Raw genomic sequence first — 16,111 nt, 5'->3', positions numbered from 1 at the left:
CCTAGTTAAAAAATCACGTTTCAATTATTTATGTTTTTTCGATTCTCTAATTCTTTGACAATCTGTGGATACTTTTGGTCTAAATCATATTTACGAAGGATTAGATAGCATGCGACGAACAAAGCAAATGGCAAATATACTGTAAGAACTAAAATACTAGTGATTGCTGAATCGGGTTGCGTAGCTAATGTTCCATCATAGTTTCCGAGGGCTAGTGTCCACCCAATCATAGCCGCGCCAAGACCACTTCCTATTTTTATACCAAAACTACTTGCACTATTTACCATCCCAACGAGACGTTTTCCGGACTGCCATTCACCGTATTCTACTGTATTGTTTACGAGTACTCCTCCGATTGCCATCATTGGGATCGTGGCAAATGTTGCAATTCCTCCGAATACTAATGCCGCCATAAAACTATAAGGCATAAAAAGGCGGATTCCTGTTGCAATTATTCCTAGAAATAATCCAATTTGAGCTGTCCTTGCAAGGCCAAACTTTTTTATCATTGGCCCTACTACTGCAAACCCAATAATAATTGGAATTAATCCTACACCACCCATAATTGCAACCAAATTTTCATCGCCTAATATATACTTTGTGTAATAAACCCCTGTTGAACCATTTAGTGTTAGCATTATATTTAACATAAACATAACGAATAGCATAATGACCCAGTATTTGTTTTTGAATAATAATTTCAGACTTTCCAATAGTGAAACTTTTTCATCTACCTCATTTTTAGCTACATCATTATCTTCCTTAGATACGACGAATGTTAAGTATAAAGAAATACTTGATAAAACAGCTAGAACTACTCCTACAATTATCCATGCTTTCTGATCGCCGCCTAACATGTTCGTAATTGGTATTATTAATATGGCTATTACCATACCAACCGCGTATCCAAAAACAGCACGGCTAATACCCATCTTTCCACGTTCTTCTGAGCTGCGTGTACGCATTGCCATCAAACTGCCATAAGGAATAACAATCGCTGTATATACAATACCTGTTGCAAACGTTACGGTTAGGAAGGCATATATATTTTTAATCATAGGTGAAGCGTTTGCAGGAATGGTAAAAAGTAAAACGATGGCTACTAATGCAGGTATAGTCATCCATAATAACCATGGACGTGCTTTACCATATTTAGATTTTGTCCCATCCACCAATCTCCCCATATAGAGGTCTGTAAACGCATCCAATATTCTCGATAAAAGCAAAATGGTACCAACTGTCCCTGCCGCTAAACCTACCTTGTCAGTATAAAAATATGTTAGCATTCCGACGAGACCTGTAATCGAATTTAATGCGATTTGACCCGCTCCATCCCCAAGATAGTGATGAATTCTCATTGTTTTTTGAATCCCCTGAGCATCGAGGCCAAGCTCTTTTCTCTTTTTCTTCTGCGGACCATTTAAGTGTTGGTTTACAATTTCATTCTCGACCTTCATTCTTCTTCCCCCTTATTTATGCTAGAAAATAGATTTAGGAGGGAACTAAAGCTTTATCCCTTTAGTCCCTATATACCTCTAAACTGTTATTTTGGTTTGATTAAGCTGATCAATTACCATTTTAAATAAGCCTTCTGTTTCTTTTGGTGCATTAGCTACTATTTCACTTATTGATAATTGATAAGCAAACTCAATCATCGGATGGTTCATTATTTCCGGTGCATATTGATTAAACATTTTTAAAGCTATTGGTTCATCTAGAATTTCCTTTAAAGTAGAGTCCATTGAAAATCGTTCATGGTCTAAATTTGTTTCTGATTCATATTCAAAGAAGTAGGAACCAGACCCAACTTCAATTTGCTCTTCTTTTTCAGGCAAGTAAATAACAGCAGTTGTATTAGCTGGAACCACAACCTGTATCTCAATTTTTCCATCTTTACATGACCATGCACTTTTAATCTCTCCATAAACGGATTGATAGCTGGCCTCTACAGAAGTAATTCCTTTTATAAATTGTGGTTTGATTAAAATTTTCTTATATCCTGGTTCAAGTTGATTGATACCTGCTAGCTTTCTGTACATCCATTCTCCAATCGAACCATATGCATAGTGGTTTAACGAATTCATACCTGACTCATCGAAGTCACCGTTAGGTAAAATGGAGTTCCAGCGTTCCCAAATCGTTGTAGCTCCTTTCTTAACAGCATATAACCAAGAAGGATAATCTTCTTTTAATAATAGAGTTCCTGCTAAGTCATGTTCATCATTATCTGTCAAAGTATGGCATAAATAGGGTGTACCCACGAACCCAGTCGTAAGGTGGTTTTTATGGTTCGCAATATTAGTCGTTAAAGAATCTAGAATTCGATTTCTATATTTTTCTTCGGCCAAATCAAAGTGTAAGGCTAATACACAGCCTGTCTGTGTTTCACTCACTAGTCTTCCAGTTTTGGTGATATACTCTTCATTAAAAGCTTTCTTTACCTTTTCATAAAGCATATTATATTTTTCGAAATCTGCCGTTTTATTAAGGATTTCCGCTGTTTTCCTTACAATATCTGTTGAGTATGCATAGTAAGCATTAGCAACCAAGTACTTATCAGTAGCTCCTGTTCGATCAGCACCCTCTTCTTTGTCTAATGCGAGCCAATCCCCATATTGAAACCCCGTTTGCCATAAACCATTGCTACCACAACGTGATGATATATATTCAATCCAGCCTGTCATACTTTCATATTGCTCCTCTAAAACTCTCACATCCCCATATGTCTGATACACCACCCATGGAATAATGACAGCGGCATCACTCCATGCAGCAGCACCATCCTGGTCTCCTAAAATATTCGGAACAACGTGTGGTACTCCATACTCTTTCGATTGTTCAGAGGCTAAATCTCTTAACCATTTCTTAAAGAACAATGCTACATGATGGTTATAAGCTGCCGTTCCTGCAAACACCTGTGCATCCCCTGTCCAGCCAAGCCTTTCATCTCTTTGTGGACAGTCAGTTGGAATGTCTAAGAAATTGCCTCGCTGGCTCCACTGGATATTGCTTTGGAGTTGGTTTATTAACGGATTAGAGGTTGTAAAAGTTCCGGTCTCCTCCATATGCGTGTGTAGTACACACGCTGTAAAATTTTCAAGATTAATCTCCTCAAGGCCTTCAATACTGATATATCGAAAACCATGGAAAGTAAAACTTGGTAGGAAGGTTTGTTCTTGTCCATTACAAATAAAAGTATCAACAGAGATTGCTTGTCTTAATGTCTCTGGATAAAAGTTTCCGTCTTTATCCAAGACCTCTGCATGACGTATTATTATTTTTTGTCCCGCTTTACCATGAACTTTCATCTCCACAAATCCAGTGAGATTTTGGCCAAAGTCGATTACCTTTTCACCTTTTGGAGTAACAATCAATTCCTTTGCTGACAGCTTTTGAGTAATTCGAACAGGTTCACTTTCCTGTGCAACTAACCGATTTTTATCAAAGGAAGTTACCACAACATCTGAAAGATTCTTCTCCTCGAATGTAGAATCAATCGTTTCCCCCATATAGATTTCACTGTAACGAATAGATCCTGTTGTTACCTTCCAGTTTTCATCTGTTGCAATGATCTCCTTTGTCCCGTCAGTATAGGTAATATGAATCTCCGCAAGCGCTGCAACCCTATCCCCATAATGATTTGGTGTGCATGTAAAACCAAAAATCCCTTTATACCAACCATTCCCCACTGAAATTTCAATTTTATTTTGACCTTGGTACAATCCATCAACAAGATATGTTTGATACTGGAGGCGCTTTTTATAATTGGTCCAGCCTGGGGCAAAAAAAGTATCTCCTACTTTTTCTCCATTCATTTTTATCTCATATACACCTAATGAGGTAGCGTAGATTCGAACTCTCTCAATCTCTTTCTTTACAATAAAATCCCTTACAAAAATTGGGCTGGCTGTTTCTTCATCGGGAAGTTGATGTGTGATCCATTCTCCTTGAAAATTCGTCCCATTTAATAGCCCTGTTTCAAAGCTTCCATCAATAGTAGACTGATTGTCTTTGTTATCCCAAACTTTTACTTGGACCTTATATATAGAACAAGGTTTTAGATTTACCCCTTCGTACTCAATTAAAACAGATGAATCACTTTCTATTTTTCCAGTATCCCAAACCAATTCGTCCTTGTTAGTTATTACAATTTGGTAACCTGTTTGCTTTACATTTTGCTCATTTGACTCAATTTTCCAAGAAAATCGTGGCTGTTCCAAATCAATCCCTACTGGATTGGTTGCGTATTCAACTCGTAAATCAGCTACCTTCATATCGTCCCGTCCTTTCCTTATTGTCTTTCTTGTTGTTCTCATTCTATCTCGTTTTTATATTTAGTTCTGGTATTTTAAAATTACTTTTGGTATTTTAATTATTAACAACAAAAAAATTAAGCGTTTACAAAAGAGGTCATCAATTTTCTGTGATAACCTACTCAGTCTTTTTCAACTTAGTACTACGGTAAATTGTTTTATATTTAGAATTTTGTTGGGGGGGGCAGTGTATTTATGTCAGCACATATGAAAAAATATAGGCAATTATGTAAACTACTATCTGATATCCATGATGTATCCATATTCTTTGTCACAACATCTGGGGATATCGCCTTCGAGTGTATTGATGGTCGGATTTTAAATCCTCTCTATCTAAATGATAAGGAGAATCTATTTTCTCTATTAGATCTCGAACCAAATACGCAATATCATATTCCCATTATTAAAAGGACCTATTTTTTCGAAAATTATATTCTTATTAGCGTACTACACGATGATACATTCATAGGCACCGTAATCATTGGGCCGACTCTCCCATATGTCTTATTCGAACAGAAAATCCATGGGATTATCAATGACTTTCATTCGTTCGCCAATAGAGAACAAGTCTTTAATTACTATCAAACGGTACCTGTAATCACTAAAGAGAAGTTACTAGATATCAGCGTGGCGAGTTATTATATGATTAATCAAATTCTACTTTCTACTGAAGCGGTCGCATATCAGAATACCATTCTTAACCATATGCCTGAAAAAATGGAACCAACTAATTTAGTCACTACAAGAATGGACCAATGGAATACAACCCATCATGATCCTCTACTTGAAAAACAACTACTTATGATAATCAAAGAAGGACGTGTCGAGGAGTTGAAGAAATTCACAAAGTTAGAGGAGGAGGTAACAGGGGTATTATCGAAATCAAGTCATATTCGTTCAAAGAAAAATATCGGTATTATTGGAATTTCAATTGCAACTAGGGCTGCCATTGATGGTGGATTACATCCAGAAATCGCCTTTTCATTAAGTGATAATTACATACAGCGTCTAGAGGACTTGTCTACTGCGAAGGATATCGACAACCTTCTAACGGAAGCACTATTTACATTCACAAAAAAGGTTTCTGAAGTAAAAGAAGAAAACTACAGCAAAACAATTTCTACCTGCAAAAACTATATTTATACCAATCGATATGAAAAAGTAACACATGAGGATATAGCAATAAAAGTGCAATTAAGTCAAAGTTATTTGTCTAGTTTGTTTAAAAAGGAAGTTGGAATTTCAGTAAGTGATTATATTAGCAAGATAAAAATTGAAGAAGCAAAAAACCTCATTATGTATACGGACACACCGCTTTCGGAAATAAGTTCGTTGCTCCATTTTACCGACCAAAGCTATTTTACAAAGGTATTTAAAAAATTTGAAGGGATTACCCCGAAGCAATATAAGGAAAGAAATATAAAAGCGCCTTGACAAGGCGCTTCATTTACTTAACTAACTGTATGACCATATAATATAATTCAATTAAATTAATCCATTAGGTATACTTGATTTCTTCCCTTTTGTTTTGATAAGTAAAGCCCTTTATCCGCACGAATTAACACCGAATCCATGGTTTCTCCTCTGCGAAATACAGTAACACCAAAGCTCGCTGTTACATGAACGACCGTTGTAAATTGATGGTATTCAATCTTCTCTCTAATCTGTTCAGCCAATCCGAAAGCCTCCTCACCCGCACGTGTTGTCAGAATGATGAATTCTTCACCACCCCAGCGTGCAAAGAAATCGCTCTCGGATACATTTTCTTTCACCAATTCAGCAAGTTCAATGAGTACTAAATCACCAACCTTATGACCAAAGGTATCATTAATCTTTTTAAAGTGATCAATATCAAAAAAGATAATAGAAGAGGTAGTATTTTGTTGTTCAGCCCTTTTCATTTGATTCTCAAGCCATCTGTTGAATTGAAGGCGATTCGCGATTCCTGTCAGCGCATCTGTGTATGCACTTTTATAAAGGATGTCTCTTTCAACAAAAGCCTTCAAAATGTATTGAATAAAATACAAGACAATCACATACACAACTTGTGCCACAATATATTGGATAATAGGTGGGAAAGCTCCTGCCGGGAGTTCCTCCCAATAGTAAAGTGCAATACAAATTGTAATTCCAATAAACCCTGCTGAAAAAAACAAACGATGCCAATTCTGTAAGGTAATAAAAATGATAATAATATATAATGGCAGCCAAACAATAAAAACACCAAAGTCATAATCAAACCCTGGTATCATTTGGCTCACAATCGATCCGTTAAACACCATTAAATGATAAAAACCGGTGAATACCAAATTAATATACTCAAATAGTAGCATAAAAAAACGCTTGTAAATAGCGAACCAACATATTGTAAACCAGACAAACAGAGGGACGGTAAGGACTAAAAAGTCCTTATTTACTTGATCCAATTGGTGCCCAATAAGGAAACTAATAAGTATCGTCAAAATAAAAAATGGCAAAATCCATAGGTAGATTGCCCTTCTTAGTTGCGACAGATTTTCATATGGTAATTTCATAGTTCCCCTCCTCGGTCTATATTTAAACATTCAAGCTATCGTTATTTTTTATCCATACTAGATTCGCAAACAGCCTAAGGGGATCATGCCTATAAACAAAAATGGACTAGTACAGCCCCGTTTTCCTCACTTTCATTATGCCCCATTTTATTCAATCAAACGTTTGATTAAATTTGCAAGTCGTTGGTATAACAGGAAAAACCCATTAAACAAACGTTTGTTTGAAAATGGGTTTTTAAGAATATAGCTGATTAGTACAGATTTATTCTTATCCTTACTCTTAGGTCGGGAACTACGGAAGCATAGACAATTTCTGATCGTATCTCTTTTCATCAAATGGAACCTGATTCTTTAGCATATCGTACATTTCTTCAACAAGTACCCTACCTATCATTTCTTTAGACTCCATTTCAGTGAGACCTGAGGTCACCAAACGTTCCAACGTTTCCTTTGTGCTTTTTGGATCATTTATTTTAATTTGATTATCAACAATTTCTAGAATTTTAGATTTCATTTTTACGTTTTGCATTACTGTTTCCCTCCTGTAATTGAATTTAACTTATATATTGAAAGTATCTCCTTGTGAATAAATTGCCGAGCAAAATTATTGATTAAGGACTGATTGGTAAGTGTTCACTAAGATAAAAACATTGAAGTTTTATTAATTTCCTATAGAATTATAACAGAAAAAGGCCCGGGTTCCTAATGAGGAAAAACCGGGGTTGATAGTGAATCAGAATTGAAATCGGAAATGTTTATTATTTGGAAGAGTGTATTTCATTGTTTTACATTATTGAAATCATCTGTGGATACTTCACCAATTTGGTTTGAGTGGTGACTTTGAAACTATTTGTGGTCATTCCAAGTCCTTCCTTGTATTGTTCTTCACTTTCTTTAAACATAGTTTCAAGCTGTGTGTTTTTCTTTATATCCGAACATGTAAATAGAAGCAGGTTTTTCCCTTATCGGGATCCTGCTTCTTCTTTAAAAATTATCTGCGTGACAGCTTCAACGTGTGTGGAGTGTAATTGGCAACACATGGGGTGCTGGTGATTTACAAGGACACTTCTTAGATGTCCTACCCCAACCCTTTCCCACATTATTAATCAAGTGCACCATAAATGATAGATCGCAATCTCGGTTGGTGATAGCTTTCTAGGTTAGGTAACATTTGCTGCATATAGACAGCTGAGATTTTTTCTTTTGGGTCAATAGACACCCATGTACCTAACAAACCTGACCAACCAAATTCTCCAACTGAACTATTCGCTCCCCCTAATGCCTGATCAACCATGACTCTTACACCTAAGCCATACCCGTATCCTGAGAGGTAGTCCCAATTATAGTTTTCTCGATTATCTTGGCGAAGATGATCGGTTGCCATTAAATCGATTGTCTTTCGACCAATGATTCGCTCACCATCAAGAGTCCCGCCATTTGCCAGCATTTGAGCAAAGCGACTGTAATCATGAAGTGTAGACAGTAAACCACCGCCTCCACTCTCAAATTTCGCATCGGCTTGAATATTCCCATCCATTGTTGTGTTCTTTATAAAATCCCCTTGACCATCACGATTATAGAAGGAGCAAAGACGATCCTTTTTTGATTCCGGAATGCGGAAAAAGGTATCCTCCATCTTCAAAGGTTCAAAAATCTCTTCCTGTAAAAATCCCCCAAAGCTTTTACCGGTTAGAACCTCAATTAATGCACCTAGTACATCATGACTTAATCCATAATGCCATCTCGTTCCTGGATCAAAGGCTAATGGAAGGCTAGCTAAAGCCTGAGATAATTGACGCGTTGTCCTTCTTTCTCCTCTTTGGTCCATTTCCTTTAGAACTCTTGCTACTTGTCGTTCGGTTTCATTCCCTTCTCCAGGATAGGTTAGCCCTGAAGTCATTGTAAATAAATCTTTTACCGTTATTGACCTTGATGCTTTAGTGGTGTAGATTTCTCCTGACTCCGTTTCCCTATACACGAGTGGATTTTTGAATTCAGGCAAATATTCTTCTAGTGGATCATTAAGTAAAAACAGACCTTTCTCATATAACATGAGTGCTGCTGTACAAGTTACAACCTTTGTCATCGAATAAATACGGTAAATTGTATCGGATGTAATTTCCTTCTTTGTTTCAAGATCTGCATATCCGACATAATCCTCAAACAGTCTTTCTCCTTCACGATGTACCGCTAATGCACATCCAACAGGACCTCTTTCAACAAAGCTTCTCAAAAGAGACTGTAGCTTTTCTTGTAAATGATTCAATACCCTCACTCCTTGAATTTTCATGACAATAGTACAATTCTCTATTCACTAATGGAAATCCTTTATGATAAAATTCTGGCCAGTGCTTGAACCCCGCACCGCTAAAACTTCAGCGCACTGGTTTCCTACTGGATGTACTGGACACTTAAATTAGTACTTCAGAAAGATCGTTCAATAAAGTGAGTATTAATGCGAGTAAAAAAAGAAGTTTAATGGAGGCTTAAATTGGAGAAATTAAAGCAACTAAAGAGGGGTAGAGCAGCAGCTAAAAAATTTGATGGTAGAACATTTTTAGTTTAATAGAATTCTAAAATTTGTAATTCCATTCTCTTTATAATTCGACAATACTTTTTTTATCATTTTTACTTCCGTTGGGAAATAACCAGCCTCCCCAACCTTTAGGGGAGGTACTTGTCTAAAAACATCATTTACTTATGATACGGTTCACCGTGGTTATTTAAGAGGCAAAAAAACTTTAATAAAAAAAACCCAAGAATGGTATAATTTTATCATTCTTGGGCTTTAATTTTGGCGGTAATTACCTAAAACTGAACTTTTCAGCAGTTCCCTATCTCTTTACATCAAGGCAAGCTAATCATACATACTTCCAAATCGCAAAGCATAGTCATTACAAGAGTCGAATTAGTAGAGTATCGAGATTTAACGGATAACAAAATCAAGTCCCTTCAGTTAAAGAAAAGTCAACTTAATGAAAAAATGCAGGATTGCGAAAATGAAGATTATGCAATACATTTAGGAAATAAGTTAAAAGATGTGTTAGCTCTTAAGGAATTAACACCACAAATTTTGCACTCATTAGTTGAGAAAATAACTTGTAGCCCTAATGGTGATGTCCATATTCACTATAGTTTTGTTAATCCGCTTCAAGAGAATTAAAAAGGCAAAGGCAACGCCCCATAAGGTTAGTTGCCTTCTCTTAAAATGAGTTGCGAGACGCACTCAACGTGCGCCGTATGCGGAAACATATCCACCGGCTGCACATATTCCACCTTATAAAGCTTCGACAAAACTTGAATATCCTTTGCCAAGGTAGATGGATTACAAGACACGTACACCATTTTCTTCGGTTTTACTTTTAAGACCGTTTGTAGGAATTGATCGTCACACCCGGTACGTGGTGGGTCAACGACGATGACGTCTGGTCGCCAGCCTTCTTTTACCCATTTTGGCAGGAGGTTTTCTGCTTTTCCTACTGCATAGGTAGCGTTTTTGAAGCCGTGTTTTTTAGCATTTTTTTTCGCATCTTCAATGGCTTCTGGGATAATTTCAATTCCACGGATTTCGGCTGCCCCATCTGCTAGCCACAGTCCGATTGTTCCAACTCCACAGTACGCATCGACGATTTTTTCCTTACCGGTTAATTGTGCTGCTTTTTTTACTTCATCGTATAGTTTGACGGTCTGTTCTGGGTTCAATTGGAAGAAGGCTCTAGCTGATAACTCAAATGAAAGGTCTCCAAGTGTTTCTTGAATGACTTCGTTTCCGTGTAAGTGAATCGACTCGTCACCAAAAATAAGGGACGTCTTTTGTCCGTTGATGTTTTGGATGATTGATTTTACTTCTGGTAACCTTTTTGTGATTTCTTCTATTAATAGTGCTTTTCTTGGGATTTCTTTTTGGGCTGTGATTAAGACTAGTTGTACTTCTCCGGTCTGAACGCCTACTCTAGTAACGATTGTACGCACTAATCCTTTTCGTTTTCGCTCGTTGTAAATGGATATTTTTAGATCCTGGAGTATCATTTTAACAGTTTGAGTAACCTTGCTCGTTGCTGGATGCTGAATCATGCAATCAGCGATATCGATTAGCTTGTGAGAATTTAAGCCGTAAAGTCCCGCAATCACTTTTTGTTTATCTAGTCCTACTTGGAACTGACTTTTGTTTCGGTAGCTCCATGGATTGTCCATTCCAATTGTGTCCTTTATATTGAGCTTTTCAATTGGTGTCTTACCGTATCGTTCAAAGGCTTGAACAACAATGTCCCGCTTCTCTTTCAATTGCTGACGGTAATCCAAGTGCTGAAGTTGGCATCCGCCACACTGATCATAGATTGGACATGGTGGTTTTACACGATGCTCTGACTTTTTACGAATCTTTTTAACTCGACCTTCAGAGAATTTCGGATGAACCTTTGTTGCTTCCACCACTACCTCTTCACCTGGAAGTGCACCCGGTACGAAGACAACCTGCCGTTTAAAATATCCAACGCCTTCTCCATTAATTCCGAGTCGTTTTATTGTAAGGGGGAATGTTTGTCCCACCTCTAACTTTGCTTGGTTTTCTTTTTGTTGTTTCATCATTACACACAACTTTCTATTCGATTCATACGTGTTAGTACACATTATACCATTTGGACAGTAAAAAAATCCCCCTGCAAGCAAGGGGATTCCTTAATTTACCTCTTTAGTAGATCTTCACGAAGTGGTGTGAACGTATCGAGTAAGATACCTTCTTCTAATGCAAAAACGCCATGTTTATGGTTCCCTGGGATAAAAATGGTTTCTCCTTGAGATACCGTTGTTTGCTCCCCTTCAATTGTGAACTGAAAGCTTCCCTTCATTACGTACGTGAGTTGCTCATGTGGGTGACTGTGTTGATACCCTTCTGCACCTTTTTCAAAGTGAACTTCCATCATCATCACCGATTCACCCGGTGGGAATATTTTTCGTTTTACCCCTGGTTCTGCATTTTCCCATTCTCCAACCATTTCTACTCCCCCTTATTATGTATTCCCTTTCATTATAATAAGGTTTACGTATTAATCATAGTGCCTTTGCTTTTGGTGACTCCTTTTCTACATCTTCATTCTTCGAAGAATTTAATAAAATCACGCCACCAATGATTAAGGCGATACCTGCTAATTTAAGAATGTCAAACACCTCGCCCCACATAAGTGCGCCAATGACTGCAGTTAGAGCTGTTCCTACACCAGACCAAATCGCATAAGCCAAACTCAGCGGCAGGGTTTTTAAGCATAGGGCTAGGCAATAGAATGCTAGACCATATCCAATAATGACACCAATGGACGGATACAGAACTGTGAATCCTTCTGACATTTTTAACATGGTTGTTGCAAAAATTTCACCTACTATTGAAATGGATAACGCCAAATACCCTCTCATTAGTGACCCCCTCCCACATTTAATAAAACGACTCCCCCGATAATTAAAAGGAATCCGAGAATTTTTTTCATATCGACACTCTCTTTATAGACGATGATTCCTACTACCGCAGTCAGTGCCGTCCCAACTCCTGCCCAAATGGCATAGGCTAGCCCAAGTGGCAAGGTGTTTAATGAGAGTGATAGCGCATAGAATGCTAGGCCATATCCAATGATTACCCCAAAAGTAGGTAGAAATCGTTTAAAACCTTCTGTTGCTTTTAACATCGAGCTGCCGAATACTTCACTAATAATCGCAAGGATTAGAAGAGTATATGCATTCATGATGATTCCTCCCTACATTCAAACAGTACCTTTTACCATTTTACCTTTTTTGTTGATGTTTCGACTATCCACTTTTATACTTAGAGAAACATACATAATGATCTAGCTACTACATATAGATTCCTATGTAATATATATTCATAAGGAGTTTTTTTCAATGAAAAAGTTTTTATTATTTACTGTTTTATCGGTAAGTTTGGTCGCTTGCGGAAATGCCGAGCAGGAGGCAAGTTTGCCTAAGGATGAACCCTTTAAAAGCGTTGAAGATGAATCACCTGAAACAGCCGAGTCAAATGAAGTTGAGGTTTCAGAAGAAAAGAATGAAGAACCAGCTTCAGTTGATAGTGAAGAAAATACACAAGAAGTCAATGAAAATGGGGCTTCAGAAGAGATTCCATCAGAAGAAAACCCTCTTAAGGAACAATTCCTTACTGAACTCGATGCAATTGTAGTAGAATTGGAAAACCAACCCCAAGGGGAGACTCAAATTGAGATGGATGAAATTGCATCATTAACCTATAAAGCGTGGGATGATGCATTAAATAAAATTTTTGCTACTTTAGAAGAACAGCTACCTACTGAACAAATGGATAAGCTACGGGAAGAACAGCGCCGTTGGATTAAAGAAAAATATCGAGTGGCGAGTGAAGAAGCTGCCCTGCATGAAGGCGGGACAATGGAGTCTTTAGTTAAAATAAGTGCACAAGCAGAGTTCACTAGGGAACGATGCTATGAATTGGTTGAAAAATATATGAATTGATAAAAGGACTTAGGTATATTCTAAGTCCTTCTTTCTTTTAGTCTAAGTCAAACAACAGCCCTTCTTTGATCGACTTTTCCGCCATGAGATGGTCTAAGCTACGGAAGGTATAGCCTTCTTTCCGTAAATCATCAATCGCTTTTCCAAGTGCTTCCGCATTATCTCTTGAAACGGTATGCAGTAAGAGTATCGCACCAGGATGAATTTGCCTCATGATATTATTGTAGGAATATTCCCATCCAAGTTGATTGTTGATATGCCAATCTACAAAAGCTAGCGACCAGAACACATTTTGATAGCCAAGGTTGTTCGATAGAGCTAATGTTCGCTCACTGAATATGCCACGTGGTGGACGAAGATAGGTTACGTCTTGCCCGGTCAGCTCCTTTACTTCTTCGCGAACTGAATCCAATTCTTTTCGTAAACGCTCGTCACTTACTCGTGTTAAATCCGGATGATACCATGAATGATTTCCAACGATATGGCCTTCCTTTGCCATTCGTTTAACAAGGTCGGCTTGGTCTTTTAGATAGTGCCCCGTTACAAAGAAAGTCGCAGGGACCTTTTTTTCTTTTAACACATCAAGAACTTGTCCGGTATAGCCATTTTCATACCCGTTGTCAAAAGTAAGGTAGATATCTTTTTTTGTTGTGTCTCCAATATAATATGATCCATATTTTGCGAGTAGTTTTTCATACGCATCGCCTGCTGAGGCTGGTTCATGATTTTTGCTCTTTTTGAAGCCCCAATGTATAGGTGCGTTCGAATAGGCTGCTGCCGCTTGGTGGGCACCAGCGAATGAAAAGGTAACTGTTAAAAGAAGAAGTATGCCACAAAGCCTTTTCAAAATAAAACCTCCCAAACTCCGTTAGTAGTAGGGTTAGTTTTTACCACATTTAGGGAGTTCATGCAGGGAATAGTTTACCAAAAAGATTTTGTGAGGTGGAGGTATATAAATGGGGTGTGGGGATTAGTACCTAAACTCGACTTTATCTGCCCTACCTTAAACTAATTGTGCCATATATTTCAATAATTGTGCCCTAACTCCAATTGATTGTTCCCCATCTTTCAATAATTGCGCCGTACTCGAAATTTTTTATGCCCTGGCCTATAAATATGCTAAAAATCGATTAACAGAAAAACCCGCTACGCATAACCGTAACGGGCTCACCGAAACTATATATTAAGCGAATACTCGCTCTTTGAATTGTTCTAATTTTTCTAGTGATGATTTGTCGACGTCCTCGTGTAAGCTATTGCCGTGAGAGTCCATTGTGACAACGGCTGTGAAGCCTTCTACGGATAGATGCCACATTGCTTCAGGGATACCAAACTCCATGAGATCGACACCATCAACTGACTTGATGCAGTCTGCATAGTATTGTGCAGCTCCACCGATTGCATTTAGGTACACGCCACCATGCTCTTTAAGTGCCGCAAGTGTTTTTGGTCCCATTCCACCTTTACCGATTACAGCGCGGATGCCGAACTTTTTCATGATGTCACCTTGGTAAGGCTCCTCACGAATACTTGTTGTTGGGCCGGCAGCTTTCACATGCCAGTTTCCATCTTCATCCTTAAGCATAACCGGACCACAGTGATAAATAATTTGACCGTCTAAATCAACCGGTGCATCATTTTCAGAAAGATGCTTGTGGATTGCGTCACGGCCAGTAAACATACGGCCGTTGATTTTAACCACATCACCAACTTTTAGTTCACGAATCTGCTCTTCAGTGATTGGTGCTTGTAGCACAACCTCACGAGTCTCAGATTTCACTTCAACCTCTTCTTGTTCTTTAGAGAAGTCGATTTCTTCCCCATCCTGGTATAACCAGTCTTTGATGTCACCAGATTCTGCATCAAGAGTGACACCTAGACGGCGATACGCCCAGCAGTTGTAGGCAACAGAAACAAAGAAGCTAGCAGGGATACGGTGCATCACACCAACTTTACAACCAAGTAGCGTTGTTTCACCACCAAAGCCCATCGTACCAATACCAAGCTTGTTCGCATTTTCCATTACGTATTCTTCAAGTTTGCGAAGATCTTCGTTTGGATTCTCATCTTCAACAGAGCGGAAAAGCTGTTCTTTTGCTAACTCATAACCAGAAGTGCGGTCTCCTCCGATTCCAACGCCAATGAATCCAGCACTACAGCCTTGCCCTTGCGCTTGGTAGACAGAGTGCATGATACACTTACGAATTCCATCTAGGTCACGACCCGCACGACCAAGTCCCTCTAGCTCACACGGTAAGCTATATTGAATGTTTTTATTTTCACATCCGCCACCTTTTAAAATTAAGCGGACATCGATGTAATCTTTTTCCCATTGTTCAAATTTAATTACAGGAACTCCTTCACCCAGGTTGTCCCCACTGTTTTTTCCAGTCAATGAATCAACTGAGTTCGGACGGAGTTTTCCATCTTTAGTAGCTTCAACAATTGCTTCACGAATTGCCGCTTTGATTTTTAATTGGTTCACTCCAACAGGAGTTTTCACTTTGAAGGTTGGTAAACCTGTATCCTGACAGATTGGAGATACATTTACATCTGCCATTGAAATATTGTTGGTGATGGTTGAAAGAGACATAGCAGCACGCGTACCGGCACTTTCACTTGCTTTTGCGCGAGCAACTGCTCTACGTACATCCTTTGGAAGTCTTGTTGATGTCTCTACAATTAGTTTGTACATACTTTGCTGTAGTTTTTCCATCTGTATTCCCCTTTCCCTTATATCCCCGATTTTATACATTGTAATCACAATTTTCA

Annotated in this window: 14 protein-coding genes; 3 read left to right on the top strand and 11 right to left on the bottom strand. The window is 38.2% G+C overall.

Features of this window, described 5'->3' with window-relative positions; genetic code table 11:
* Window positions 1–20 precede the first annotated feature (20 nt).
* Together CZ490_RS20760 and CZ490_RS20755 are read right to left on the bottom strand one after the other, a co-directional pair.
* Window positions 21–1,457: an MFS transporter gene (locus tag CZ490_RS20760; protein WP_077620639.1), complete on the bottom strand. Its 1,437-nt coding sequence runs from the start codon at window positions 1,455–1,457 to the stop codon at window positions 21–23.
* A 78-nt stretch (window positions 1,458–1,535) separates the two neighbouring features.
* Window positions 1,536–4,316: a glycoside hydrolase family 78 protein gene (locus tag CZ490_RS20755; protein ID WP_200801612.1), complete on the bottom strand. Its 2,781-nt coding sequence runs from the start codon at window positions 4,314–4,316 to the stop codon at window positions 1,536–1,538.
* Window positions 4,317–4,508: 192 nt separating this feature from the next.
* On the opposite strand from CZ490_RS20755, the gene CZ490_RS20750 reads away from it, so the two are divergent.
* Window positions 4,509–5,747 carry a helix-turn-helix domain-containing protein gene (locus tag CZ490_RS20750; protein WP_077620637.1) on the top strand — a complete coding sequence of 413 codons (1,239 nt, stop codon included), beginning with the start codon at window positions 4,509–4,511 and terminating at the stop codon, window positions 5,745–5,747.
* 56 nt (window positions 5,748–5,803) lie between these two features.
* Here CZ490_RS20750 and CZ490_RS20745 read toward each other — a convergent pair whose 3' ends face one another.
* From CZ490_RS20745 to CZ490_RS20735, 3 genes are all read right to left on the bottom strand, one after another.
* Window positions 5,804–6,847 carry a GGDEF domain-containing protein gene (locus CZ490_RS20745; protein WP_159439998.1) on the bottom strand — a complete coding sequence of 348 codons (1,044 nt, stop codon included), beginning with the start codon at window positions 6,845–6,847 and terminating at the stop codon, window positions 5,804–5,806.
* Between the two features lie 292 nt (window positions 6,848–7,139).
* Window positions 7,140–7,376, bottom strand: a complete 237-nt coding sequence (locus CZ490_RS20740) for a hypothetical protein (RefSeq protein WP_077620635.1) — start codon at window positions 7,374–7,376, stop codon at window positions 7,140–7,142.
* Between the two features lie 573 nt (window positions 7,377–7,949).
* Entirely contained in the window at window positions 7,950–9,113 is a 1,164-nt protein-coding gene (locus CZ490_RS20735; RefSeq protein ID WP_234987269.1) for a serine hydrolase domain-containing protein, read from the bottom strand.
* A gap of 717 nt (window positions 9,114–9,830) precedes the next feature.
* Here CZ490_RS20735 and CZ490_RS22205 point away from each other — a divergent pair.
* Window positions 9,831–10,010, top strand: coding sequence for a hypothetical protein (locus CZ490_RS22205; RefSeq protein ID WP_142255408.1), 180 nt, complete (start codon window positions 9,831–9,833; stop codon window positions 10,008–10,010).
* 26 nt (window positions 10,011–10,036) lie between these two features.
* Here CZ490_RS22205 and rlmD read toward each other — a convergent pair whose 3' ends face one another.
* From rlmD to CZ490_RS20715, 4 genes are all read right to left on the bottom strand, one after another.
* The gene (gene rlmD / locus CZ490_RS20730) at window positions 10,037–11,434 is read right to left on the bottom strand and encodes a 23S rRNA (uracil(1939)-C(5))-methyltransferase RlmD (protein ID WP_077621128.1); all 1,398 of its coding nucleotides are present in this window, start codon (window positions 11,432–11,434) and stop codon (window positions 10,037–10,039) included.
* 95 nt (window positions 11,435–11,529) lie between these two features.
* Window positions 11,530–11,841, bottom strand: coding sequence for a cupin domain-containing protein (locus tag CZ490_RS20725; protein ID WP_077620634.1), 312 nt, complete (start codon window positions 11,839–11,841; stop codon window positions 11,530–11,532).
* 55 nt (window positions 11,842–11,896) lie between these two features.
* Entirely contained in the window at window positions 11,897–12,256 is a 360-nt protein-coding gene (locus CZ490_RS20720; protein ID WP_077620633.1) for a DMT family transporter, read from the bottom strand.
* The gene (locus tag CZ490_RS20715) at window positions 12,256–12,579 is read right to left on the bottom strand and encodes a DMT family transporter (protein WP_077620632.1); all 324 of its coding nucleotides are present in this window, start codon (window positions 12,577–12,579) and stop codon (window positions 12,256–12,258) included. Before CZ490_RS20715 ends, CZ490_RS20720 begins: the two co-directional genes overlap by 1 nt.
* A 157-nt stretch (window positions 12,580–12,736) precedes the next feature.
* On the opposite strand from CZ490_RS20715, the gene CZ490_RS20710 reads away from it, so the two are divergent.
* Window positions 12,737–13,339: a lysozyme inhibitor LprI family protein gene (locus tag CZ490_RS20710; protein ID WP_077620631.1), complete on the top strand. Its 603-nt coding sequence runs from the start codon at window positions 12,737–12,739 to the stop codon at window positions 13,337–13,339.
* Between the two features lie 37 nt (window positions 13,340–13,376).
* On the opposite strand, the gene pdaA is transcribed toward CZ490_RS20710, so the two are convergent.
* Together pdaA and CZ490_RS20700 are read right to left on the bottom strand one after the other, a co-directional pair.
* Window positions 13,377–14,168, bottom strand: coding sequence for a delta-lactam-biosynthetic de-N-acetylase (gene pdaA, locus CZ490_RS20705; RefSeq protein WP_077621127.1), 792 nt, complete (start codon window positions 14,166–14,168; stop codon window positions 13,377–13,379).
* Window positions 14,169–14,522: 354 nt separating this feature from the next.
* Window positions 14,523–16,055, bottom strand: a complete 1,533-nt coding sequence (locus tag CZ490_RS20700) for a fumarate hydratase (protein WP_077621126.1) — start codon at window positions 16,053–16,055, stop codon at window positions 14,523–14,525.
* Between the last annotated feature and the right edge of the window lie 56 nt (window positions 16,056–16,111).

Source organism: Litchfieldia sinesaloumensis (assembly GCF_900156865.1).
In the GTDB taxonomy this organism is placed as follows: domain Bacteria; phylum Bacillota; class Bacilli; order Bacillales; family Bacillaceae_L; genus Ferdinandcohnia; species Ferdinandcohnia sinesaloumensis.
The sequence above is the reverse complement of the archived record's forward strand: the minus strand, read 5'-3'. Positions and strand labels throughout refer to the sequence as shown.

What these genes read in the sequence shown, in the direction of transcription:
- CZ490_RS20760 (WP_077620639.1), bottom strand. Translation starts at nt 1,457, where the DNA reads ATGAAGGTCGAGAATGAAATTGTAAACCAACACTTAAATGGTCCGCAG.
- CZ490_RS20755 (WP_200801612.1), bottom strand. Translation starts at nt 4,316, where the DNA reads ATGAGAACAACAAGAAAGACAATAAGGAAAGGACGGGACGATATGAAG.
- CZ490_RS20750 (WP_077620637.1), top strand. Translation starts at nt 4,509, where the DNA reads ATGTCAGCACATATGAAAAAATATAGGCAATTATGTAAACTACTATCT.
- CZ490_RS20745 (WP_159439998.1), bottom strand. Translation starts at nt 6,847, where the DNA reads ATGAAATTACCATATGAAAATCTGTCGCAACTAAGAAGGGCAATCTAC.
- CZ490_RS20740 (WP_077620635.1), bottom strand. Translation starts at nt 7,376, where the DNA reads ATGCAAAACGTAAAAATGAAATCTAAAATTCTAGAAATTGTTGATAAT.
- CZ490_RS22205 (WP_142255408.1), top strand. Translation starts at nt 9,831, where the DNA reads ATGCAGGATTGCGAAAATGAAGATTATGCAATACATTTAGGAAATAAG.
- rlmD (WP_077621128.1), bottom strand. Translation starts at nt 11,434, where the DNA reads ATGATGAAACAACAAAAAGAAAACCAAGCAAAGTTAGAGGTGGGACAA.
- CZ490_RS20725 (WP_077620634.1), bottom strand. Translation starts at nt 11,841, where the DNA reads ATGGTTGGAGAATGGGAAAATGCAGAACCAGGGGTAAAACGAAAAATA.
- CZ490_RS20720 (WP_077620633.1), bottom strand. Translation starts at nt 12,256, where the DNA reads ATGAGAGGGTATTTGGCGTTATCCATTTCAATAGTAGGTGAAATTTTT.
- CZ490_RS20715 (WP_077620632.1), bottom strand. Translation starts at nt 12,579, where the DNA reads ATGAATGCATATACTCTTCTAATCCTTGCGATTATTAGTGAAGTATTC.
- CZ490_RS20710 (WP_077620631.1), top strand. Translation starts at nt 12,737, where the DNA reads ATGAAAAAGTTTTTATTATTTACTGTTTTATCGGTAAGTTTGGTCGCT.
- CZ490_RS20700 (WP_077621126.1), bottom strand. Translation starts at nt 16,055, where the DNA reads ATGGAAAAACTACAGCAAAGTATGTACAAACTAATTGTAGAGACATCA.